Source organism: Halomonas shantousis, assembly GCF_054654615.1.
In genome coordinates this window covers 3,776,593-3,798,771 of record NZ_BAAIER010000002.1, presented here as the reverse complement: position 1 = coordinate 3,798,771, position 22,179 = coordinate 3,776,593, and the positions used below count along the sequence as shown (strand labels likewise).

General features: G+C 62.4%; 24 protein-coding genes. 12 read left to right on the top strand and 12 right to left on the bottom strand.

All coding sequences use genetic code 11. The features are described from left to right. Positions 1-32: 32 nt before the first annotated feature. From catC to ACYQ12_RS17940, 5 genes are all read left to right on the top strand, one after another. The gene (catC, locus tag ACYQ12_RS17960) at positions 33-323 is read left to right on the top strand and encodes a muconolactone Delta-isomerase (protein WP_459874326.1); all 291 of its coding nucleotides are present in this window, start codon (positions 33-35) and stop codon (positions 321-323) included. Positions 324-389: 66 nt separating this feature from the next. Further along, entirely contained in the window at positions 390-1,361 is a 972-nt protein-coding gene (gene catA, locus ACYQ12_RS17955; protein WP_459874325.1) for a catechol 1,2-dioxygenase, read from the top strand. 81 nt (positions 1,362-1,442) lie between these two features. Then, positions 1,443-2,339 (top strand): SphA family protein, encoded by an 897-nt coding sequence (locus tag ACYQ12_RS17950; protein WP_459874324.1) that lies wholly within the window; start codon positions 1,443-1,445, stop codon positions 2,337-2,339. 38 nt (positions 2,340-2,377) lie between these two features. After that, positions 2,378-3,337: a PDR/VanB family oxidoreductase gene (locus tag ACYQ12_RS17945; RefSeq protein WP_459874323.1), complete on the top strand. Its 960-nt coding sequence runs from the start codon at positions 2,378-2,380 to the stop codon at positions 3,335-3,337. A gap of 105 nt (positions 3,338-3,442) precedes the next feature. Then, positions 3,443-4,537 carry a Rieske 2Fe-2S domain-containing protein gene (locus tag ACYQ12_RS17940; RefSeq protein ID WP_459874322.1) on the top strand — a complete coding sequence of 365 codons (1,095 nt, stop codon included), beginning with the start codon at positions 3,443-3,445 and terminating at the stop codon, positions 4,535-4,537. An 85-nt stretch (positions 4,538-4,622) separates the two neighbouring features. On the opposite strand, the gene ACYQ12_RS17935 is transcribed toward ACYQ12_RS17940, so the two are convergent. The 3 genes from ACYQ12_RS17935 to ACYQ12_RS17925 all read right to left on the bottom strand — a co-directional run bounded on the left by ACYQ12_RS17935 (position 4,623) and on the right by ACYQ12_RS17925 (position 8,197). Next, complete coding sequence (locus tag ACYQ12_RS17935) at positions 4,623-5,966, bottom strand: MFS transporter (protein WP_459874321.1); 1,344 nt, start codon at positions 5,964-5,966, stop codon at positions 4,623-4,625. Positions 5,967-6,060: 94 nt separating this feature from the next. After that, a complete protein-coding gene (locus tag ACYQ12_RS17930; protein ID WP_459874320.1) occupies positions 6,061-7,032 on the bottom strand; it encodes a PDR/VanB family oxidoreductase in 972 nt (323 codons plus the stop codon). Between the two features lie 97 nt (positions 7,033-7,129). Then, positions 7,130-8,197 carry an aromatic ring-hydroxylating dioxygenase subunit alpha gene (locus ACYQ12_RS17925; RefSeq protein WP_459874319.1) on the bottom strand — a complete coding sequence of 356 codons (1,068 nt, stop codon included), beginning with the start codon at positions 8,195-8,197 and terminating at the stop codon, positions 7,130-7,132. A gap of 421 nt (positions 8,198-8,618) precedes the next feature. Here ACYQ12_RS17925 and ACYQ12_RS17920 point away from each other — a divergent pair, with 421 nt between their 5' ends. Then, on the top strand, positions 8,619-9,332 hold the full coding sequence (locus ACYQ12_RS17920; RefSeq protein ID WP_459874318.1) for a GntR family transcriptional regulator: 714 nt from the start codon (positions 8,619-8,621) through the stop codon (positions 9,330-9,332). Positions 9,333-9,356: 24 nt separating this feature from the next. On the opposite strand, the gene ACYQ12_RS17915 is transcribed toward ACYQ12_RS17920, so the two are convergent. Beyond that, positions 9,357-10,235, bottom strand: a complete 879-nt coding sequence (locus ACYQ12_RS17915; protein ID WP_459874317.1) for a helix-turn-helix domain-containing protein — start codon at positions 10,233-10,235, stop codon at positions 9,357-9,359. On the opposite strand from ACYQ12_RS17915, the gene ACYQ12_RS17910 reads away from it, so the two are divergent. Both ACYQ12_RS17910 and pobA read left to right on the top strand, forming a co-directional pair. Further along, positions 10,234-10,395 (top strand): hypothetical protein, encoded by a 162-nt coding sequence (locus ACYQ12_RS17910; RefSeq protein WP_459874316.1) that lies wholly within the window; start codon positions 10,234-10,236, stop codon positions 10,393-10,395. The two genes, ACYQ12_RS17915 and ACYQ12_RS17910, sit on opposite strands and share 2 nt — an antisense overlap. Positions 10,396-10,428: 33 nt before the next feature. Then, positions 10,429-11,628 carry a 4-hydroxybenzoate 3-monooxygenase gene (gene pobA, locus ACYQ12_RS17905; protein ID WP_459874315.1) on the top strand — a complete coding sequence of 400 codons (1,200 nt, stop codon included), beginning with the start codon at positions 10,429-10,431 and terminating at the stop codon, positions 11,626-11,628. Between the two features lie 129 nt (positions 11,629-11,757). Here pobA and ACYQ12_RS17900 read toward each other — a convergent pair whose 3' ends face one another. From ACYQ12_RS17900 to galB, 8 genes are read right to left on the bottom strand one after another with little or no spacing between them, the layout of a single operon-like run. Next, on the bottom strand, positions 11,758-12,624 hold the full coding sequence (locus tag ACYQ12_RS17900; protein ID WP_459874314.1) for a class III extradiol dioxygenase family protein: 867 nt from the start codon (positions 12,622-12,624) through the stop codon (positions 11,758-11,760). Then, entirely contained in the window at positions 12,624-12,983 is a 360-nt protein-coding gene (locus ACYQ12_RS17895) for a protocatechuate 3,4-dioxygenase (RefSeq protein WP_459874313.1), read from the bottom strand. The genes ACYQ12_RS17900 and ACYQ12_RS17895 overlap by 1 nt, the downstream gene beginning before the upstream one ends. Then, positions 12,970-13,899 carry an NAD(P)-dependent oxidoreductase gene (locus tag ACYQ12_RS17890; protein WP_459874312.1) on the bottom strand — a complete coding sequence of 310 codons (930 nt, stop codon included), beginning with the start codon at positions 13,897-13,899 and terminating at the stop codon, positions 12,970-12,972. Before ACYQ12_RS17890 ends, ACYQ12_RS17895 begins: the two co-directional genes overlap by 14 nt. Before the next feature lie 2 nt (positions 13,900-13,901). Continuing rightward, a complete protein-coding gene (locus ACYQ12_RS17885) occupies positions 13,902-14,357 on the bottom strand; it encodes a nuclear transport factor 2 family protein (RefSeq protein WP_459874311.1) in 456 nt (151 codons plus the stop codon). A gap of 2 nt (positions 14,358-14,359) precedes the next feature. Next, a complete protein-coding gene (locus tag ACYQ12_RS17880) occupies positions 14,360-15,079 on the bottom strand; it encodes an alpha/beta fold hydrolase (protein ID WP_459874310.1) in 720 nt (239 codons plus the stop codon). Beyond that, the gene (locus ACYQ12_RS17875) at positions 15,066-16,193 is read right to left on the bottom strand and encodes a 4-oxalomesaconate tautomerase (protein WP_459874309.1); all 1,128 of its coding nucleotides are present in this window, start codon (positions 16,191-16,193) and stop codon (positions 15,066-15,068) included. Before ACYQ12_RS17875 ends, ACYQ12_RS17880 begins: the two co-directional genes overlap by 14 nt. Further along, positions 16,190-16,924, bottom strand: a complete 735-nt coding sequence (locus tag ACYQ12_RS17870) for a 4-carboxy-4-hydroxy-2-oxoadipate aldolase/oxaloacetate decarboxylase (RefSeq protein ID WP_459874308.1) — start codon at positions 16,922-16,924, stop codon at positions 16,190-16,192. The genes ACYQ12_RS17875 and ACYQ12_RS17870 overlap by 4 nt, the downstream gene beginning before the upstream one ends. Then, positions 16,921-17,661, bottom strand: a complete 741-nt coding sequence (galB, locus tag ACYQ12_RS17865) for a 4-oxalmesaconate hydratase (RefSeq protein WP_459874306.1) — start codon at positions 17,659-17,661, stop codon at positions 16,921-16,923. The genes ACYQ12_RS17870 and galB overlap by 4 nt, the downstream gene beginning before the upstream one ends. A 192-nt stretch (positions 17,662-17,853) precedes the next feature. On the opposite strand from galB, the gene ACYQ12_RS17860 reads away from it, so the two are divergent. From ACYQ12_RS17860 to ACYQ12_RS17845, 4 genes are all read left to right on the top strand, one after another. Beyond that, on the top strand, positions 17,854-19,092 hold the full coding sequence (locus tag ACYQ12_RS17860) for a LysR family transcriptional regulator (protein WP_459874305.1): 1,239 nt from the start codon (positions 17,854-17,856) through the stop codon (positions 19,090-19,092). 190 nt (positions 19,093-19,282) lie between these two features. After that, the gene (locus ACYQ12_RS17855; protein ID WP_459874304.1) at positions 19,283-20,266 is read left to right on the top strand and encodes a TRAP transporter substrate-binding protein; all 984 of its coding nucleotides are present in this window, start codon (positions 19,283-19,285) and stop codon (positions 20,264-20,266) included. Positions 20,267-20,291: 25 nt separating this feature from the next. Beyond that, positions 20,292-20,813: a TRAP transporter small permease gene (locus tag ACYQ12_RS17850; protein ID WP_459874303.1), complete on the top strand. Its 522-nt coding sequence runs from the start codon at positions 20,292-20,294 to the stop codon at positions 20,811-20,813. Further along, complete coding sequence (locus tag ACYQ12_RS17845) at positions 20,810-22,114, top strand: TRAP transporter large permease (protein ID WP_459874302.1); 1,305 nt, start codon at positions 20,810-20,812, stop codon at positions 22,112-22,114. The genes ACYQ12_RS17850 and ACYQ12_RS17845 overlap by 4 nt, the downstream gene beginning before the upstream one ends. The last annotated feature ends 65 nt before the right edge of the window (positions 22,115-22,179 follow it).

Below are 22,179 nucleotides of genomic sequence, written 5' to 3'. Positions count from 1 at the left end.
TCACGAGCACTCTGGAGAAAGGAGGAAAGCCGATGCTGTTCAAGGTCGAGATGACCGTCAAGTTGCCACCCGACATGTCGGCCGAGCAGGCCAGTCGGATCAAGGCTACCGAGAAGGACTACTCCCAGCAGCTGCAACGTCAGGGCAAGTGGCGACATCTGTGGCGAGTCGCCGGCAGCTACGCCAACGTCAGCGTCTTCGACGTGGCGGACAACGCCGAGCTGCAGGAACTCATCAGCGGGCTGCCGCTGTTTCCCTACATGGAGCTCAGCGTTAGTCCCCTGTGTCGGCATCCGTCGTCGATTCGCGACGACGATAGTTGATAGAAACACGCCAACTCACTGAAGCAGCCAATAACAACAAGCCACCACAACCCGAGGTAACACTCCATGACCGTACAACTCGTCAACTCACCTGAAACGCAAGCGTTCCTGAAACGGGTCAGCGGTTTCGAAAGCCATGCGGGCGACGAGCGCTTCAAGCAGATCATGCATCGTATGTGCGGCGATCTGTTCCGCCTGATCGAGGACTTCGATGTACGCCCCGAGGAGTTCTGGACCGCGGTGAACTACCTCAACGAGCTCGGCACCCGCAAGGAAACCGCACTGCTGGCCGCCGGCCTGGGCATCGAGCACTATCTGGACATGCGTATGGATGCCGAAGACGAACGGACCGGACGTCTGGGCGGCACGCCGCGCACCATCGAAGGCCCACTGTACGTGGCCGGCGCCCCGTTGCATGAAGGTTTCGCGCGCATGGACGATGGTGTCGACAAGGGGGAGCTCATGTGGCTGGAAGGCCAGATCCGCGACGTCCAGGGGCAGCCGATCGCGGGGGCAATCGTCGACATCTGGCATGCCGACAGCAAGGGCAACTACTCCTATTTCGACAGCTCGCAATCGGAGTACAACCTTCGGCGGCGCGTCAAGACCGACGCCGAAGGCCGCTACCGGGTACGCAGCATCGTGCCTTCCGGCTACGGTTGCCCGCCCGACGGCGCCACACAGCAGTTGCTCGACCGCCTCGGCCGACATGGCCAGCGTCCGGCGCATATCCACTTCTTCGTCTCGGCACCGGGCTACACGCACCTGACCACCCAGATCAACTTGGCCGGCGATGCCTATCTGCACGATGACTTCGCCTACGCCACGCGCGACGAATTGATCGCCGAGGTCAGGCATGTCGAGGATCCGGCCGAAGCCAGAGTGCGAGGTCTGGAGGGGCCTTTCGCCGAAGTGCGTTTCGACTTCGAACTCAAGCCCGCCACGGCGCCGGAGCAGGAACAGCGTCATCAGCGGCTGCGTGCCCTGGAGGCCCAGGCGCAAGGCCAATCCGAGCCGGGCGCTACCGCGGTCAAGTAAGCCTTGCCGGAACGCCAGCCGGCCGGTACCGGAATGCCGGTGCCGGGCAAGCAACAATAATAAAAGTCAAAGGACGTTCTTATGCGACTCTCTCTGTCGGCCGCCGCGATGGCCTTGGGCAGCTGTCTGCTCGTCGACAACGCCCTGGCCGTCAATGGCCACTATGTGCCCGGGGTCGAGGGGCTACGTGCCGCGACCGTACCTTCTCCCGGTCTCTATTACCGAGCCTATCTGCTGCATTACCGGATCGACTCGCTGAACGATGCCGACGGCCACGATCTGCCGGGCGACAATGACGGCTCAGTCACTGCCTTGGTCAGCCGCCTGGTGTGGATCAGCGACCAGCAGTTTCTCGGGGCCGATTACGGCGCCGAGGCCATCGTCCCGCTGCAACGCACTTCGCTGGATTTCGACGCCGTCGGTATCAAGGACGACGATAGCGGTGTCGGCGACATCTTCCTGAGTCCGCTGGTGCTGGGCTGGCACGGCACGCGTTGGGATGCCGTGTTTGCCGCCGGCGAGTGGTTCGACACCTCCGATTACGATGTCGAAGATACCGTCTCCACCGGCAAGGGTTTTCGTACCACCATGCTGACCCTGGGCGGTACCGTCTATTTCGACGATGCCAGGCGATGGTCGTTCTCGGCGTTGTCGCGCTACGAGATCAATGGCGAGCAGGACGATACCGGCATTACCCCGGGCGACAGCTTGAGCATCGAGTGGGGGCTGGGCCGACGCCTCGACAATGGTCTGGAGCTGGGGCTGATCGGCTATGACGCCTGGCAACTGGAGCGCGACGAGGATGTGCCCACCGGCCAGCCCGACGACAAGGCCGAGCAGCACGCCATCGGAGCCGAAGCCGGCTATTTCTGGCCCGGGCTGGGCCTGGGACTGAACGCCGCCTACCTGAATGAGTACGAAGCTCGCGACCGGTCCCAGGGCGACATGCTGCGCCTGACGTTGACCAAGCCATTCTGACGGTCATGTCCGGAAACGTTATGGAACGGAGAGGAAAGATGGAAGGGAAACTGACTGTCCGGGTACGTCGCAAGTCACTCGTTGCAGAGGCCATCATGGGGCTGGAGCTCGTGTCGGTCACGGCAGAGCCACTGCCGGCGTTCACGCCTGGCGCGCATATCGACGTCGAATTGCCGAATGGCCTGGTCCGCCAGTACTCGCTATTGAACAATGCTTCGCAATCCGTCGTATACGAGATCGCCGTTCTGCTTGATCCGGCGGGTCGGGGCGGCTCTGAATGTGCCCACCGCGACATTCATGAAGGCGACGCTCTGTGCATTGGCTCGCCGCGCAATCACTTCGCCCTGGTGCCTGCACAGCGCACGTTGCTGTTTGCAGGTGGTATCGGTGTGACGCCGATTCTGTCGATGGCGGATGCACTGACACGCAGCGGTGCGGATTTCACGATGCACTACTGCTCGCGCTCGCCTACGCGCACTGCCTTCCTGAAGCGAATCGAGGCATCCGCTTTTGCCGATCGGGTGCATGTTCATTTCGATGACGGCGACGCGACGCAGCACCTCGACATTGATGCGGCGCTCGCCGATGCCGACGAAGAGACGCACCTTTACGTGTGTGGCCCGCAAGGTTTCATGAGCTACGTCATTGCCAGTGCGAAACGGCTGGGCTGGTCGGATGACTGCATTCACCTGGAGTACTTTGCAGGCACCACAGCCGACATGGCCGAGGACGGCTCGTTCGAGGTCGAGCTGGCCGGCACCGGTCAAGTCATCCGAGTCGCGGCGGACCAGACGGTGGCCGAGGCACTCCTGGCCGGCGGTGTCGATGTGCCGCTGTCCTGTGAGCAGGGCATTTGCGGCACCTGTGCCATGCAGGTCGTGGAAGGCGAGCCGGACCATCGCGACATGATCTTCAGCGATGAGGAGCATGCCGCCGGCAAGGGGTTCACTCCCTGTTGCTCGCGTGCCAAGTCCCCGCGCCTAGTACTCGCATTCTAGTCAGTCCGAGTCCGCAGCCAGGCTCGCAACCGAGCGTCTTCGCTGGCCCGAGGGTCAGCGTCTCGCGTCACAAATAGTCCAAAAAGCGAAACGAGGAGTCACGAGATGCAAACGGAACGCCACAACTCTTATCTGATGAATACCTGGTACGTTGCCGCCCTGTCCCAGGAGATCGATGCCGAACAACTGTTTCCCCGCACGCTGCTCGACACTCCGGTACTGTTCTATCGCAAGCAGGACGGTACTCCCGTCGCCATCCACGACCGCTGTCCGCATCGTTTTGCGCCCCTGCATATGGGATGGCGCGAAGGCGATGAGGTCGTCTGCCTTTACCATGCACTGCGCTTCGACTGTTCTGGCCAATGTACCCGCAATCCGCATGGCAACGGTCATATTCCCAAGGCCGCTCAGGTGCGTAGTTTCCCGTTGGTGGAGCGTGACGGTTTCATCTGGATCTGGATGGGGGACGAGCCTGCCGACTTCGACCAAGTCCCCGACTACAGTGAACTGGTCAGCGGCCACCCGAACAGCGTTGGCTATACTTATATGCCCGTTAATGGCAACTACCAGCTCATCATCGACAACGTGATGGACTTGAGCCATATCGATCACGTGCATGGCGAGATCATCACCACCCGCGGCCAGCTCACGCCGCTGGTGCCGCAAGTCAAGGATAGCGACCACGGCGTAACGGCTCGCTGGGAATGGCGGCAGACGCCAGCCATGCTGATCATCAATCAGTTCCTGCCCGATCCGGAAGGAGAGGCTCGACATTTCTTCGAAATTATCTGGACACCACCGGCCAACATACAGCTATCGGTCGGAGCGACTCAGAATCCCGAGGATAAGCTGGATCTCGACGGCTGTATCGGTCAGTACGATCTGCATACCACTACGCCGGAAACGCAGGACCGTACTCATTACTTCTTCGCCACACGACGCAACCACCGTGAAGAAGACGCCGAATACAACGCGCAGAAGATCAAGGCCATGCATGCTGCTTTCGAGGATGAGGACGTGCCGATCATCGAGGCGGTGCACAAGGAGATGAAGACGACGGATTTCTTCAGCCTCAACCCCGTGCTGATGAGTAATGATGTCGCCCCGGTGAAGGTCAGAAAGGTGCTCGGCAAACTGATCGAGCGGGAGCAAGAGCGGAAAAAGCAGGAGTCGGAAACGAAAGCCGGCAAGGTAGCCTAAGGATACATCTCGTCGAGCAGTGCAAAGAGCCGCTGCCCTAATGGGCAGCGGCTCTTTTTTGTGGCGGTGTGTCTGACGTGGACGCTCAGCCCGCCTCGGCCGTCGGCACCTGCGCGGGGGCGTCGGTCGCGGTCCGCGTGCTCAGTGCCTGCAGCAGCAGGGCGGCGAGAATCAGCGGTGCGGCGAGTACCATGAAGTACATCGGACGCTCCCAGCCGGCATCGATCAGCAGACCCGCCATGGCCGGGCCAACCACCGAGCCGACACGGCCCATGCCCATTGCCAGCCCCGTGCCGGTGCTGCGCAGCGTGGCCGGGAAGGTGGTGGGAATCACCACGTAGAGCACGGCGATGGCACTGTACAGGAAGAAGCCCAGCACCAGTGCGACGCTGACCAGCAGCAGCGGTTCGTAGGGAATGTTGGCAAAGAGCATCATCATGGCGAACAGCGCCACCAGCACTCCGGCGGCCAGGCGCTTGGCGCCGAGACGGGCAGCCAGCAACCCGTAGAGCAGGCAGCCGATGGCGCCACCGATGCTCAGCAGCATCGAACCGGAAATCCCGCCGCTCAGGCTCAGGCCGGCATCGGTGAGGATCTTGGGTGTCCAGCTGACCATGAAGTAGAACGTCATCATCACGCAGAAATAGATGCCGCAGGCGGCCAGAAACGGCACCCGGCACGCGCCGCTGAGCAGCTCGAGCGGGCGCGACTTCTCCACCCTGATCTCGCGCTTGGGTGGCAGTTCACGCAGCGTTTCCAGCCCGAGCTTGGGCAGGATGCGGTTGGCCTTGCTCAGTGCATTGCCGGGCTGGCGTTCGAGCAGGAAGTCGAGCGACTCCGGAAAGCTCGCCCAGATCAGCGGAAACAGCACCAGGGCCACGGCTCCGCCGAAGACGAAGGGGGCACGCCAGCCATAGGCATCGATCAGGAAGACCGAAATCAGCCCGCCCAGCGTCGCACCGACCGGATAGCCCAGCGAGATGATGGCGTTGCACAGGCTGCGGCGGCGGTCGTTGGCATATTCGGTGACAGCGATATTGACGGTTGCCAGGATCGCGCCGACACCGACTCCGGTAACCAGGCGGGCCGTAAATAGCTGATAGACGCTGGTGGTGACTGCCGACAGCAGCATCGAGGCGAGCAGCAGAAACAGGCACAGCAGTACCGTGGGGCGACGTCCGAGACGGTCGCCCAGCGGAGCGACCAGGAAGGCGCCAATGCCCATGCCGAGCAGGCCGGCACTGAACAGGATGCCCAGCGATGCACCGCTTACGCCCCAGTCCGCGGCAATCGCCGGGGCGGTGAAAGCCATGACCAGCACGTCGAAGCCGTCCAGCGCGGCGATCAGGGTACACAGCGCGACTATCCAGACCTGATAGGGCGTCATGGCCCTCGTCTTGATCAGGTCACGGGGATCCGATGTCGTCATTTCGGAACCTCTGCTAGAGAAAGGGAGCGTGAGACGCCAGCCGCGGGGAATCGGCGTGACGTCCAGTGATGAGTCGGGGAGTATGGAACCAGAATTACAAATCGAGCACGAGAGTCTTGCTCTTGGCGCGCGAGCAGCAGGGGGTGAACTGATCGTTCGCGGCATGCTCGTCGTCGTCCAGGTACAGATCGCGATGATCGGGCTCGCCCTCGAGCACGCGGGTCAGGCAGGTGCCGCAGACCCCTTGTTCGCAGGAGACCATGATCTCGATGCCGTTCTCGCTCAGTACTTCATAGACGCTCTTGTCCTTGGGCACGGTGAATGAGGCACCGCTGCTGGCAATCTTGACCTCGAAGCTTTCATCGTCGGAAGTGTCCTGCACGGCACCGGCAAAGTACTCGGTATGCAACTGCTCGCTCGGCCAGCCCTGGGCCTTGCAGGTCGCCATCACGTGATCGATGAAGCCGCTGGGACCGCAGACGTAGATGTGCGTATCGGCATCGGGCTCGGCGACCAGCGCGGCGACGTCGAGCTTGCCGGCGTCGGGCGTGTCGTCATGGTAAAGATGGGCATGCTCGGCATAGGAGGACTGTTCGATGCGATCGACAAAGGCCATGCGCCCCCGGGAGCGTGAGCAGTAGTGCATTTCGAACTGGGCATCGGTGTGCGACAGTCGTTCGGCCATGCACAGGATGGGGGTGACGCCGATACCGCCGGCAAACAGTAGCGTGCGCTTGGCGGGCTCCAGCGGGAAGTGATTCTTGGGGGCGCTGATCTGCAGGAGATCGCCCTCATGGACCTCGTCGTGCATGGCCTCGGAGCCGCCGCGCGACGCGGGCTCCCGCAGCACGCCGATCAGATAGCGGTCACGCTCTTGGGGATGACCGCACAGCGAGTATTGGCGGACCAGCCCTTCCTTGATGCGGACATCCACGTGCGCGCCGGCACTGAAGGCGGGCAGGGGGCGTCCGTGCGGATCGGCCAGCTCGTAACTGTAGATGTCCTCGGCTTCCTTGTGCTTTTTCGTGACCTGGACGAACAGGGAAAGCGTATCGTTGCTGCTCATGATCGGTACCTCTTGTCGGTAGGGGCCGGCAAGCTATGCATGGTCCGGGCGCCATGAGCCCGGACCATGCATTGTGAGATGATGGGAAGAAGAGCGCTTAGCTGGCGACGGCGGCGCTGGATGACTGCTCCCGTTCCGCCGTCAGGATGCGGTCGATGATGCGTCGGGCCTGAACGCCGCCGCCATCGATATTCAGCATGAGCAAGCGACGATCCGGATACTTGAGCAGGTTCTTCTGCTGGGACTCGAGCATCTCCAGGTCCTCGGCGAAGATCTTGCCCTGTCCCTCGCGGATCTTGGCGGTGAGCGCTTCGTCCTGCGGGTTGAAGTTGCGCGCCATGCCCCAGAAGTACCAGATCGAGGTGTCCGTCTCGGGCGTGATGAAGTCGACCACGACGCTCGAGGCCTTGGCGTCGTTGGGGGCGTCGTAGCCGCCCTTGCCGGCCAGCGCGACGCCGACTTCGATCAGGATGTGGCTGGGGGGGGTGAAGTGACAGATCTGCCAGCGATCCACGGCGACATCCTCGGGCAGGTTGTCGTCGCCCAGGGCCGCCTTCAGCGCAGTGTGCCAGAAGGGCGGTGCCGGAATGTTCTCCATGTGACGGATGGTGAGAACTTCTTCACCGTTGACCTTGGTTTCCGGAGAGGCTTCCTCGATTTCCGGCTGACCGATGCTGGTGGCGTGCACATAGGTCTCATGGGTCAGGTCCATGAGATTGTCGATCATCAGACGGTAGTCGCAGTTGATATGGTACAGGCCGCCACCGTACGCCCAGTCGGGATTGTCGGCCCAGATCAGTTCGGGGATCTTGTCGGGGTCGGCCAGCTCGGCATCGCCGGTCCAGACCCAGATGAAGCCGTGACGCTCGACGACCGGATAGCTGCGAATGGCAGGAAAGCCGCGCACGCGTTGCCCCGGCATGCTCGAGCACTTGCCGTCGCAGCCCATCTCCAGGCCGTGGTAGCCGCACACCAGTTGGCCGTCACGCACGAAGCCGAGCGATAGCGGGGCGCCACGGTGCGGACAGAAGTCCTCGACGGCCGCGATCTTGCCTTGTTCGGCACGAAAGAAGACGATCTGTTCGTTGCAGATCGTACGGCCCAGCGGCTTGTCCACGACTTCATCAGGGGTGCAGGCAACGTACCAGGTATTCTTGGGGAACATTGTTTTTCTCCTCGCTGAGGCTGTCATCACGGTGGTCAGGTGTCATGTAGGTATTAAGTGCTTATTGGATCCAAGCTTGTTGTATGTCGGCATTTTGATTGTCAAGCCGATTGCCTTCATGGTGGACACGAAACAGGGTGGTGACTATTTAGACTTTTGGTGAAGGCTAAACAGGTCCTGATGTTTCTTGCTGTTGAGTCGATGAAAATTCATTTTTTTTCAGCTACTTGCTGTTTACACCCTGGAGGAGGGTTTCTCGAAATGACACGATGCGTCTTGATTAGACATTGGTCTAAACGCATCGCTGGCATGATGTTCGTCAAGGTTTCGGGCTATTCGCCACAGCATCGATGGGCTGTTTTGGATCCAATCGCGGTGTCAGACCGCCCCTCTTTTTCTCCTATCGAGACAGGAAGATGATGTGAGTAAAGATACCGCCAGTGTCATTGCCAGCCTGCGCAGGCTGATTGTCGAGGGCGACTATGCCCCCGGCGAGCGACTCGCCGAGATCCCCGTGGCGGAGCGCTTTGGCGTGTCACGCACGCCGATTCGCCTGGCTTTCCGCACGCTGGAGCAGGAAGGCCTGTTGCAGAAGGCGGGCAAGCGCGGCTTCTTTGTCCGTGAGTTCACCGAAGAGGATGTGCTCTGCGCATTGGAGGTGCGGGGCGTGCTGGAAGGTCTGGCGGCGCGTCGCCTGGCCGAACGGGGCATGTCGGAAGAGATCCGTGCTCAGTTGCTGAGGTGCCTGGAGGAGAGTGCCGCCTTACTGAGCAAGGGCTACCTTACCGAGGAGGATATCGCCTGCTGGAGTTCGCTCAACGGCCGCTTCCATACCACCATCATCGAGGCGACCCACAGCATGGCGATCGGCGACGCCATCACCCGCAACAATCACCTGCCGTTCGCCTCGTCGGACTCGATCATCATGGATACCCAGGCGCTGGGGCGGGAATACGAGAAGCTGCGGTTGGCTCACCTGCAGCACCAGCTGGTATTCGAGGCGCTGGCCAACGGTGAAAGCGCTCGGGCGGAGATGCTGATGCGCGAGCATGCTTATATCGGTCTGCGCTACGGCAAGCTGTTCGGTCTCGGCGATGCCACCAATATCCCGACGCAGGGGCGAGGCGGGGCCTAGCGTCGGCGCCATGTCCTCGGCGGGCTACTGCCGCTGGCGGAACTGTCGAGGCGAGAGCCCGGTGTGTCGCTTGAGAAAGCGACTGAAGTAGGCCGGCTCGGAGAATCCCAGTCGCTCGGCCACCTCGCTGATGGTCATGTTGGTATAGGTGAGGTGTCGCTTGGCTTCGAGCAGGAGGCGTTCGTGCAGCAGTTGCAGGGCGCTGCGTCCCGCGAGGCGTCGGCAGAGCGTGTTGAGATGCGCCGAGGTGATGCCGAGCTGCGCGGCCAGCGTCTCGATGCTGGGCTGTTGACTGAAACGTTCGTCGACCAGCGCCTGGAACCGCGTCAGATGCCCCAGCCCGGGATCCAGACGCGGGCGCCGGCGAGTACTGCCCTGGCGCTGGCGGGCCGCGTACACGCTCAGTGCGCCGATCAGCGAATGCAGCAGCATGTCGCGCCCCGGTGCCTGGCGCAGATATTCCTGTCGTAGTGCCATGACCAGTGCCGCGACATTTGCCTGTTCGATGTCATCCAACCGATAGCAGGCGGGCTTGCGCAATGCATCGCCCTGATGATCGAGACGATCGATCAGCTCGGTGGCCAGAGGCCGGGCCAGGGTGATGATATGACCATCGACGTTGCGCGAGAAACGAAATCCGTGAATGGCCAGCTCGGGAATGACGATGAGAAGCGGCCCTTCGCGCTGCAATTGGGCGCCCTCCAGGTGCAGCTCCACCTTGCCGGACTGAATGTGCAGCAGATGCACCAGATCCCCATGGCGGTGGGGTCTGATATGCCAGTCGTGCAGGCGGCTGCGCTCGGCGATCGATTCGCAGTGCAGCAGATCCGGCGTGGGCCAGTGGTGGGTTTCGCCATACAGCTTGAAGACGGGAATCGTCTCCGGTGTGGGGGAATGCAACATGGCCCTGTCCTTTGCAGCGATGACGAATGCGGCTACGACGAAAGTTAATGGTGGATCTTGTGAAAATCCAGGTTTTGGCGAGGAAAGTGCCTTCTGGTTGCGTCCTGATCGTCGAAAAATACAAGTATACCCTGACGACGCCGCGCCAATGGCAAGCTGAGCATGACGCGGCGCCCTGAACGAGGCCAACCTCATGAAGACCCAAGTCGCCATTATCGGTGCCGGCCCCTCGGGCCTGCTGCTCGGACAGTTGTTGCACCGCCAGGGCATCGACAACGTGATTGTCGAGCGTCGCTCCGGCGAGTACGTGCTGGGGCGCATTCGCGCCGGCGTGCTCGAGCAGGGCATGGTCGACCTGCTGCGCGAGGCGGGGGTCGATACCCGCATGGAGCAGGAAGGGCTGCCTCACGACGGCTTCGAACTGGCCTTCGCCAATCGCCGCGTACGCATCGATCTCAAGGGCCTGACCGGCGGCAAGACGGTCATGGTCTACGGCCAGACCGAGGTTACCCGTGACCTGATGGAGGCCCGCGAAGCCGCTGGCGCGACGACGATCTATGAGGCCGAGAATGTCCAGCCCCATGACCTGGACAGCGAGGCCCCTTACGTCACCTACGAGAAGGATGGCCAGACGCACCGGCTCGACTGCGACTATGTGGCCGGCTGCGACGGCTACCATGGCGTTTCGCGTACCTGCATTCCCGCTGATCGCCTGAAGACTTTCGAACGCGTCTACCCGTTCGGCTGGCTGGGCATCCTCTCCGATACCCCGCCGGTGTCCGACGAGCTGATCTATGCCAATCACGAGCGCGGCTTCGCGCTGTGCAGCATGCGCTCCGAGACCCGCAGCCGCTACTACGTGCAGGTGGCGGAAGGCGAGAAGGTCGAGGACTGGTCCGACGAGCGCTTCTGGGAGGAGCTCAAGCGGCGCATTCCCGACGATGTGGCCGCCAAGCTGGTCACCGGCCCGTCCATCGAGAAGAGCATCGCCCCGCTGCGCAGTTTCGTCGCCGAGCCCATGCAGTACGGGCGCCTGTTTCTGGTCGGCGACGCCGCCCACATCGTGCCGCCCACCGGTGCCAAGGGACTCAACCTCGCCGCCAGCGACGTCAACACGCTCTACCGGTTGATGGTCAAGGTCTATCAGGAAGATCGTACCGACCTGATCGAGCGCTACTCCGAAACCTGCCTGCGCCGCGTGTGGAAAGCCGAGCGTTTCTCCTGGTGGATGACCTCGATCCTGCACAAGTTCTCCGCTGAAGAGGACTTCGAACGCCGCATCCAGCAGGCCGAACTCGACTACTACACCGGCTCCGACGCCGGGCGACGCACTATCGCCGAGAATTACGTCGGCCTGCCCTACGAGTCCCTGGAGCCCTCGGACGTTAAATAGTGCCGTTCGACAGGACAGGCACGGACGCGCGTCGTATCGGGTACAGCAAGCCCATCTGGATGCGGCGGCAAATGATTACGGCGGCCAATTGCCGTAATCATTCTCGTGCGCGCATGGCCGACCGGCGTGTTACTCGTCGGCCGTGGACTCTTCTGCGGCGTTTTCCAGGGCCAGGAGCGCCATGCCGGTGGTCATCGGGGCATAGTAGAAGCGGTGGATCTCCCTGACCTCTTTCGTCATGGCGCCGCGCATCACGAACCACATGATCACTTCGCCCCCCTCGGCGCCGGCAGCCGTCATGACCTCCTTGTGAGAGAGCGACGCCAGGGCCTCCGGCTCGCTCTGGATGCGCTGCAGCCACTGGCGGTCCCACTCTTCGTTGATATGGCCGAAGCGTTCGCCGTTGAGCTGGTGCGACAGCCCTCCGGTGCCGACCACGACGACGCGCAGATCCTCGGGGTACGCTTCGACGGCGCGGCGGATCGCCTGACCCAGCTTGTGGCAGCGCTTTCCGGTCGGCAGCGGGTGTTGGATGACGTTGACCAGCAGCGGCACGACCTTGACCGGCCACTCGTTCTCGTCGTGCGCCCAGAGCAGCGGCATCGCGGTCAGAAAGCCGTGGTCCAGCGCCATCTCCTGACACAGCGTCAGGTCGAACTCGTCCGCCACCAAGGAGTTGGCGAGATGTTCCGAGAACGCCGCGTCGCCGGGGAAGTCGGGCAGGGGACGTCTGCCGTAGCCCTCATCGGCGACCTTGTAAGTGTCGGCGACGCCGAGAGCGAAGGTGGGATAACGGTCGAGAAAGAACTCGGTGCCGTGGTCGTTGTAGACCAGAATGACGATATCCGCCTTGACCTCTTCGGCCAGCCAGCGCTTGACCGGCTCGTAGCCCTCGAAGAGCGGCTGCCAGGCCGGGTCGGCCTGTTTTTTCTGATCGTAGGCGCGCCCGATGGAGGGCACGTGGGAAGAGCCGATACCGGCGACGATCTTTGCCATTAGACTGCTCCTGGGACCTTGCGGGTGGCCATGAACTGCTCGTAACTCTCGCCGCGCATCTGCGCGCCGATGGTGTACAGGCCGTAGCCCAGCGTGGCGCCGAGCTTGAGAAAGAAGAACAGATTGCCGCCGAGCTGCGTCAGGCGCAGCCAGTCGCGGTCGCGAACGGCCTGCTTCTGCTCCTCCGACAGGCCGTAACGGGTCATGTAGGCTTCTTCGTCGGCCTTGAACGCTTCGCGGTTTTCCGGCTCCTTGAGCGAATTGCACATCTTGTTGATGGGATATCCCTGACGGGACAGAGCCAGATCGAACACATAGGTGCCGGGAATGCCCCAGCGCTCCTGATTATCGGCGGTCATGGCGTGACTCCTTGTGAATGTGCGGTGCCGTCAGGGCGTCGGCCAACTCTCTCCAGGAAAAGGGCTTCAGATTCTCGTAGGTGACGGCCTGTGCCTGCATGGCCTCGACGAGCCCGCGTTGCACGGTGGCGCTGGCCAGGCACATGCGCGGCTCGACGCCGACCTCCTCGACGGTCTTGGCCACTTCCTGCAGCTCGGCGCTTCGCCGTGCACCATGCTCGGCGATGCGGCTGATCAGGTAGTCCGGCAGGTCGGCATCCCAACCCATGTGAGGAAAGCTGCCATGCAGCGAGGCGAGCACGGCCTCCTCGGCGCCGTGACGGCGGGCGGTGCTCAGACATTCCAGCGTCAGTGCCTCGAGCCCCTTGATCATGACGCTGCGGCACATCTTGATCGCCGAGGCGACGCCGACCTCGCCGCTGACGGCCTTGGCGTTCAGGCCGAGCGCGTTGAGCCTTGCGGCAAACTCGTCGGCCCGCTTGCCGCCCAGCAGCAGGGGAACCTTGAGGCGCGCCGGCGGCACCGGGGCCATCACGGCGACATCGAGGTAGTCGGCACCGCTGCGCTCCACTGCGTCACGGGCGTGCTGTTTGGTTTGCGGCGATACGGAGTTGATGTCCAGAAACACCTGCCCGGGACGCAGCTGTGCACTACAGGCTTGTGCAACCTCCAGCGACGACTCGGCCGTTACCGCGGAAATGATCAGCTCGGCACCGTCCAGGGCCTGGGCCAGCGTGTCGGCGGAAAGGACACCGGCTTCCCGGGCCTTGTGCCGCATGGCGTCGGCGTACTGGGGATCGTCGAGCTTCAGATCGTAGCATTGCAGCGTGACATCCGGCCGAGCGGCGAGATCCGCGCCGAGAATACCCCCGGCCTCGCCAAAGCCGATCAGGGCAATGGATAGCGTGTGCGACATTGTCAGTCTCCCTGGTACATGACGAAACGTGCATGACGTTCGGCGAAGCGCCAGTCGCCCCGATCGAGGCTGCAGACATCATCGAATTCGCCGATCATCACGCGACCCTCGAGCGGCAGACCGAAATGGCCGTCGGCGGCATGCTCGGTGTTGGCTGCGAACACCTGGACATAACAGCACACGCGGGCGCGCTCGGGGGACGCCACCGTGACGCGGATATTGCTGCAGAAGTGCCGGGTGATGCGTTGGCTCGGACGCGCCTGGTAAGCGGCAAGAATCGCCTCGCGGCCCTCAAGAGGGGTGTCGGGCGCTGTAGGACGATAGAGCCGGCCATCCGCCTGAAAGAGCGCGGCGAGACCGGCATAGTCCTGGCGATCGGTGAAGTCGGCTGCATCCAGAACCAGGCGCGTGCAGGCGTGCTCGATGTAGGCCTGCTCTTCGCGGGTCAGTGACGACATTGTCATTGCTCCTCCAGCCAGTGATGAATGGCCGAGGCAACCGCCTCCGGTCGCTCCATGGGGCTCATGTGTCCCGCCTCTTCGATAACCACGAGACGGCTGTTCGGAATCAGCTCGGCCATCTCCTCGTGGCGGGAGAGGGGACTCCAGGTATCCTGGCGGCCGCAGATCAGCAGCGTGGGACAGCGAATGCTCTCGAGTACGGGGGTGGCGTCCGGGCGGCCCAGCAATGCCTGGATCTGGGCGGCAAAGACGGCAGGCGTCTTGCATTCGATCATCTTCAGGACCGACCCGAGGAGCGCTTCATCCTTCAGCCGATCGGGATGCACCATGCCCTGCAGCCATGCTTCGCCCATGGTGCGCATGCCGTGCTCGCGCGCCTGTGCCAGCAGGGCCATGCGCGCCTGTTCCTCACGCGTCCCGGTCTCGTCATCCGGGCGTGAACGGAAGCCGGTATCCAGAAGAATCAAATGGGTGACCCGTTGCGGCGCCCGACGGTAAATCTCGAGCGCAACGCGTCCGCCCATGGAGTGGCCGGCGAGCACGAAACGGGATGGCGCCTGGCGAAGCACGAGTTCCGCCATGGCTTCGATGGAATCGGCTTCGCCGTAATCGGAAATCCGACAGCGCAGCGAGGTCAGGCGCTCTACCTGACCGGCCCATACGGCGTCGTCGCAGAGCAGGCCGGGCAGTAGCAACATGTCCGTATCAGGAAGGGTCATGCGAAGACTCCGTTGCGTGAGGGGCCGGCGTCGGCTTGCCGTCCCAGGTGGTCCGGGGAATCAGTACGTTGCCATCGAACAGCAGGCGCGCGGTTCGCAGCAGGCCGGCCCGCTCGACGTGGCCGTCGGCACCGAGGGTCAGCTCGACGGTGAACTCGCCGGTGGGATGCTCGATGGGCAGGCGCTTGCGCGTGCCTTCGGGCGTGTGCGCCATGTCCGCGGCCACGGAGCCGGGCAGCAGGCAGGCGGTGGCCACGCTGACGGCGCCCAGTACGCCGATGGCCTCGTGGCAGCGATGCGGAATGAAGGTCCGTGTCATCAGCGCGGCGTTGCCTTGCGGTTCGGAAATCAGCGTCATCTTGGGTACGGTACGCTGGCTGACATCGCCGAGATTCATCCGGGGACCCGCCTCGAGACGGATACGCTCGAGCCGGGACTTGAGCGCCTGGTTGGCATCCAGTTCGGCACAACTCTCTCTGCCGCTGATGCCCAGGTCCGCGGCGCGCAGCATCACCACCGGCATGCCATTGTCGATGCAGGTGACCTCGACGCCATCGAACACGTCGCGCGCCTGCCCGGTGGGCAGCAGGGCGCCGCAGCTGGAACCCGCGGTATCCTGGAACTCGATGATCAGCGGGGCGGCCTCGCCCGGCACGCCCGAGATGGCGGCATGGCCCAGATATTCCACCTGGCCGTCGGGCGTCGGTACATGGATAGTGGCGATCTGCCCGGTGTTGACCATGTGCACGCGTACCGGCGTCAGCTCGCCGCGGGGCGAGATCAGGCCACGCTCGATGGCGAAGGGACCGACTCCGGCGAGAATGTTGCCGCAGTTCTGACCGTAATCGACGCGCGGCTGATCGACGACGACCTGGGCGAACAGATAGTCGAGATCGGCATCGTCCCGCGAGGGGCGGTCGATGATGGCGACCTTGCTGGTCAGTGACGTGGCGCCGCCGAGGCCGTCGATCTGGCGCGTGTCGGGCGAGCCCATGGCGGCCAGCAGCACCGCATCCCGCTGCTGCGGATCCGCCGGCAGGTCGTCGGCGAGAAAGTACAGCCCCTTGGAGGTGCCGCCACGCATCTGCAGGCAGGGGACACGGGTCTGTTTCATGCCGAGCCCTCCTTGCCGTCCTCCAGATCCTTCAGGGTATCGAAATACTTCAGTCCCTTCTCGGCCAGGCGCGGACGCATGTTGTAGATGTCCAGGCCCAGCTCGCCGTTGGCCATGCGCACGCGCTTCTGCTCCTCGGCATCGGCCCGCTTGCGGCTGGCCTCGATGACGGAAGCGGCTTCCTCGCGCTGTACCACGACCACGCCATCGTCGTCGGCGATGACGATATCGCCGGGATTGACCCACTGGCCGGCACAGATCACCGGAACGTTGACCGAGCCGAGCGTCTCCTTGACCGTGCCCTGGGCGTGGACGGCACGCGACCACACGCAGAATCCCATCTCGCGCAGGGTGCGCGTGTCGCGCACGCCGGCGTCGATGACCAGGCCGCGCACGCCACGCGCCTGCAGCGAGGTGGCGAGCAGGTCGCCGAAATAGCCATCGATGCAGGGCGAGCGTGTCGCGACGACGAGAATGTCACCGGGCCGGCACTGCTCCACGGCCACATGGAACATCCAGTTGTCTCCGGGAGCGACCAGGACAGTCACCGCCGAACCGCTGATGCCCTTGTCCTGCTGAATGGGGCGCAGGGCGGGGTCGAGCAGGCCCTTGCGGCCCTGGGCCTCGTGCACCGTGGCGACGCCGTAGTCGTTCAGTTCATCGATCAAGGCGCTGTCGGCACGCGGAAAGTCGCGCACGACCACGCCGGTTCGTTCCAGGAGATGGCTCATGACAGATTCTCCGTGACGCGGGGGAAGATGCTCTGATAACCCTCGGCATACTGGATGTTCTTGTTCGAGGTGATGCCGATGTTGCGCTTGGCCTGGACGCCGCGCTGCAGGGCGACACGGGTGTAGTATTCCCAGAGGTGTTCCTGGCCGGCCATGCACTGGATGGCGCGGTACTTGTCCTCCCAGACCTCGGTGATATCCAGCAGCACGTCCGGGCGCCACTCGCACTGCTCCGGCTGGTGCGGTTCGAAGCAATATACCGGCGGCGCACCGACGATCTTCTCGCCGGGGTTGTAGCCTTCCGCCTGGGCGATGATGCGCGCCTCCTGCGCCAGGTTCGTGGCCAGGGGATGGTCGTAGTTATAAGGGTCCTTCAGCGAATGGGTGAGCACGAAGCTCGGCTGTACACGGCGATAGACATCGGCCAGGCGGAACAGGGTGTCCTTGTCGGTGCGCATGGGATAATCGCCGATATCGAAGAATTCCACGCTGGCGCCCAGCTCGCGTGCGGCGGCTTCGGCCTCTTCCCGGCGTGCCGCCTTGACCTTCTCTTCGGTCATGTTGCCTTGGCGCCAGAGTTTGGCCGACTCGCCGCGCTCGCCAAAGGACAGGCAAACGATATGCATGTCGTAGCCCTGCCTGGCATGCAGGGCGATAGCACCACCGGCTCGCCATACGAAGTCCGCAGAGTGAGCGCTGACGACCAGACCTGTACGTGCTTCTCGTTCAGTATTCATCGTGGAAAACCTGTGTGGGTGACGGATGAAGCTATCCTGTCACTCCCCGGCATCGACGAATAATGCCTTTCTTCTGTGCGGATATGCGTTTTGCTTATGTCTGTCCGGTGCGCGCCATGCTCCGATATAGGCATACCGGTAACGTTGCATATCCGGCATGCTACGCTCGGTTGCAGACATTGAGGCAGAATCATGTTCGAGACGCGTAACGACTCCTTCGCTTTCGAGCCCAACATGCGCCGTCTGCGTGCGGTGGTTGCGGTCGCCGACGCGGGAGGCGTCTTGCGGGCGGCCGAGGTGCTGCATCTCTCCCAGCCCGCCGTGACCCGGGCGGTGCGCGATCTGGAGAAGGAACTGGGGCTGGAACTCTTCGAACGTCATCGCAGTGGCATGCTGTGTACCACGGCGGGGAAGATCGTCCTGCACCGTTTCCGGCGGGCGCTTCGGCAGCTCGCCAATGCCGAGAAAGCCTTGGCGGCATTACAGCCGGAGGGGTGTTTCGAGCGCCTGACGCAGCGCCTGTCGTACCGACAGCTGGCGGTTCTCGCCGCCATCGCCGATTTTCACAATGAACCGCTGGCGGCCAAGGAGCTGGGGCTGACCCAGCCCGCCATCAGCGGCAATCTGCGTGACCTGGAGCGCCAGTTGGGCGTCGCCCTGTTTCTGCGCACCCAGCGCGGCATGCTGGCGACGGACTGTGGCGCCGTGCTGATTCGCCATATCAAGGTGGCCCTGCGGGAGATCGCCCTGGTCAGCGATGATCTGTCGGCCTGGCAGGGGCAGGTCAGGGGGCGTGTCGTCATCGGCACACTGCCGCTATCGAGTTCTCTGCTGGTCCCTCAGGCGGTCGATATCCTGCTCAAGGAGTTGCCCGGCCTGCATGTCACCATTCTCGACGGGACCTACGATGCCCTGTTCGAGTCTCTGCGTAGCGGCGAAATCGACATTCTCGTCGGAGCGCTGCGGCAGGCCGGTGTGAGCGAAGACACCGTTCAGGAGCGGCTCTTCAATGACCGCCTGGCGGTGGTGGCGCGCCATGATCATCCCCTGACTCGCCAGGGATCGCTGACACTTCGCGATCTGCTCGATGCCCAGTGGGTGGCACCGCGCCAGGGGACTCCGGCGCGGCGAAGCTTCGAGCATGAATTCCGCTCCGCGGGACTGGAGCCGCCCGAGGTCATTGTCGAGGCGGGCAATCTGAGCACGATTCGCACCCTGCTGCTGGACAGCGATCGGGTGACGCTGGTGTCTCCGCATCAGGTCCATTTCGAAATCGAAGGCGGGCAGTTGGCCCTGCTTCCCATTCAGTTGAAGGGAACGCTTCGTCCCATCGGGATCACGATTCGGGCGGACGAATCCCCCACCCAGGCGCTACAGGTGCTGCGTCGTATTCTGTTCAGCATTGGCCGGCAGTTAGGCGGAAGCAGCTGAAAGGCGAATAGCAAAAACGTATACCAAAGCGCCAGTTTTGAATTTGTTGCCGATAGTGGCGAAAAGATAGGGTGCCTGAAGAACTGTCGGGCGCAGGCTCTTTTTGTGCCCGGTGACGGTATCAGGAACATTACAAAATTATAAATCAGGAGCTGCCAGGATGAATAAAAACATCGGAATGCACAAAAAGATGAGTCGCGCCCTCCTTTCCCTTGCGGCAGGCGCCGTCTTTACCCTGCATGCCGGCATGAGCTCAGCCGAAACGCTTAAACTGGCCCACTTCGTTTCGCCTGCCCATATCGTCAACAGTTCGGTTGCCGACCCTTTGAAGCAGGGTGTGGAAGCCGATACCAACGGCGATCTGCAGATCAAGGTCTATCCCGGCGGTGAGCTGGGCTCCGGTCCTACCGAGCAATATGTCCGTGTCCTCCAGGGCGTGGCGGATATTGCCTGGGGGCTTCCCGGATACACTTCATCCCAGTTTACCAAGTCGATGGTCGTGGAACTTCCAGGGGCGATTCCGGAGGGCATGAGCGGCTATGAAATGCTGTGGAACGCCTACGATGACCATCTGAAAAGCGAGTTTCCGGGCACCAAGCCACTGGCGCTGTGGGCAAGCGAACCCAACGTCTTCATCATGAAGGACAAGCAGATCCGTTCGCCTGAGGATCTCAAGGGCCTCAAGATTCGCGTCTCCGGCTGGATGACGGCCGAGCTGATCAATGCCTATGGCGGCACCCCGGTCCAGATGAGTGCCGGCGAGGTCTACAACGCCCTGCAGACCGGCCTGATCGATGGACTCGTGACCGGTGCCAGTGCCATTCAGGATTTCAAGCTCGACGAAGTCGCCAGCTCCTATACCGTAGGGGCTCCGCTGGGCCACATCATGTTCTACCTGGTCATGAACCAGAAGAAATACGACGGACTCTCCGACGACCAGAAAGCCGCAATCGATGCCAACAGCGGCGTCGAGCTGTCGCGCAGCGGCGAGCAGGGGTGGAATCAGCGCGCCCAGGAGACCCTGGAGGCCGTGGCCGCCAGCCCTGAAAATACCGTGATCGAGCTGAGTGATGCCGAAATCGCCAAGTTCGAGGCAATCTCCAATCCTTTCCGCGAAAGGAAGCTCAAAGAGATCGACGCCACTGACGTGCTGAATGCCATGCAGGGCCAGTGACAGGCAACCAGGTCAGGTGAAACGTATGGTCTCTTCCCGACACATCAATCAAATCGTGGACAGGCTGATAGGCCTGTCCAGCATCATTGGCACCCTGTCACTGATTTTTGCGGTCGTCGTCACGCTGGTCGATGTCGTCGGCCGACTCGTCGGCTTTCCGCTGACTGGCGCACAGGACCTCTCCCAGATGTCGATGGTGATCATCGTATTCGGCGGTATGGCGCTTTGCGACAAGTTGGGAGGCAACATCGCCGTGGACATATTCGAGGACAAGTTTCCGCGAAAGATGAACCACTGGCTGGATATCATCGGCTGGCTGGTCGGGGCGGCGATCTTTTTCGCCATCGCTTACACCATGGTGGAAGCGGCTGCACTGGCCAGAATGCTCAATCTGAGCACGAACACCATCGGGCTGCCCAAGGCGCCTTTTCAGTACATTCTTGCAGGCTTCGCGGCGTTGACGGCGCTCTCCATGCTGGTGAGAGCGATCGTCTATATCCTGTCGCCCGAGGCCGGATACAGGAAAGCCCATGAGGAAGAGTTATGAGTACCGAGCTGATCGGCGCCCTGGGCATCCTTGTCCTTTTCGTTCTGCTTGTCCTGAGAATTCCGGTGGCCTTTTCCATCTTCGTCGTGGGTCTGGGAGGCGTGGCCATTCTGGATAGCCCAAGCTCGGCGCTCAGTCTGTTGGCCAGCGAAACGTTTACGCTCTCCTCCAATGCCGAACTGATCGTGATCCCCCTGTTCATCCTGATGGGGAACGTCGCGACGGAAGCGGGCATGAGTCGCAAGCTTTACGATGCTGCCTATGCCTTGATCGGCTCCATTCGTGGCGGGCTGGCGTCGGCCACTGTCGTAGGCTGTGCCGGTTTTGCCGCGCTCTGCGGCTCCTCAGTGGCGTCTGCTCTCACCATGGGGCGCGTGTCGCTGGATGAGATGAAGCGTTATGAGTACAACGCCAAGCTATCGACCGGCGCCGTCGCTGCCGGAGGCACGCTGGGCATCCTCATTCCGCCTTCGACGGGCTTCGTCATCTACGCCATCTTGACGCAGCAGTCCATTGGGCGGCTATTTCTGGCAGGGGTGCTGCCGGGGCTGATGCTGTGCCTGCTTTTCGTCATCACCATCACGATCATGGCGACCCTGAAGCCTGCGCTTGCCCCCGCCGGGCCGAAGACCTCGCGGCGGGAGAAGATAGATGGCGTGCTGGGGGCGACACCGATTCTCTTCGTCATTCTGCTGACCATCGGCGGTATCTACACCGGGCTCTTTTCGCCGGTGGAGGCGGCGGCGGTAGGGGCAGGGCTCATGGTCCTGTTCGGCGCGGTGATGCGCAAACTGACGCTGGCTTCGTTCTGGCGCGCTGCCCAGGGATCGATCTCGACGACCGCCACGGTCATGCTGATCCTCATTGCCGCCCACATGCTCAACCCCTTCCTGGCGCTCAGCCACATTCCCCAGGCGCTGGGCGACTACCTCGCCTCGCTGGCTATCGGCCCTTATGGCGTGCTGCTGCTGATCCTGGCCTGCTACCTGGTGCTGGGCTGCTTCCTGGAGGGCTTCGCCATGCTGGTGTTGACCATGCCCATCTTCTTTCCCGTCATCACCGCGCTGGGTTTCGACCCTATCTGGTTCGGCGTACTGGTGGTCTTGACGCTCGAGATGGGGTTGATCAGCCCGCCGGTTGGCGTGAACGTCTTCATCGTCAAATCGGTCGCTCCACAGGTGCCGTTAAAGGATATCTTCATCGGCGTCATGCCGTTCTGGCTGGTCATGATCGTCGCCATACTGTTGATGATCGTTTTCCCCAGCATTGTGCTGGTGCTGCCCAACGCAATGATGGGTTAGGGAAGGAGGCCTCACGAAGGCTGTTAGAAGGACATCACTACAATCAACAATATCCGAGGATAAAG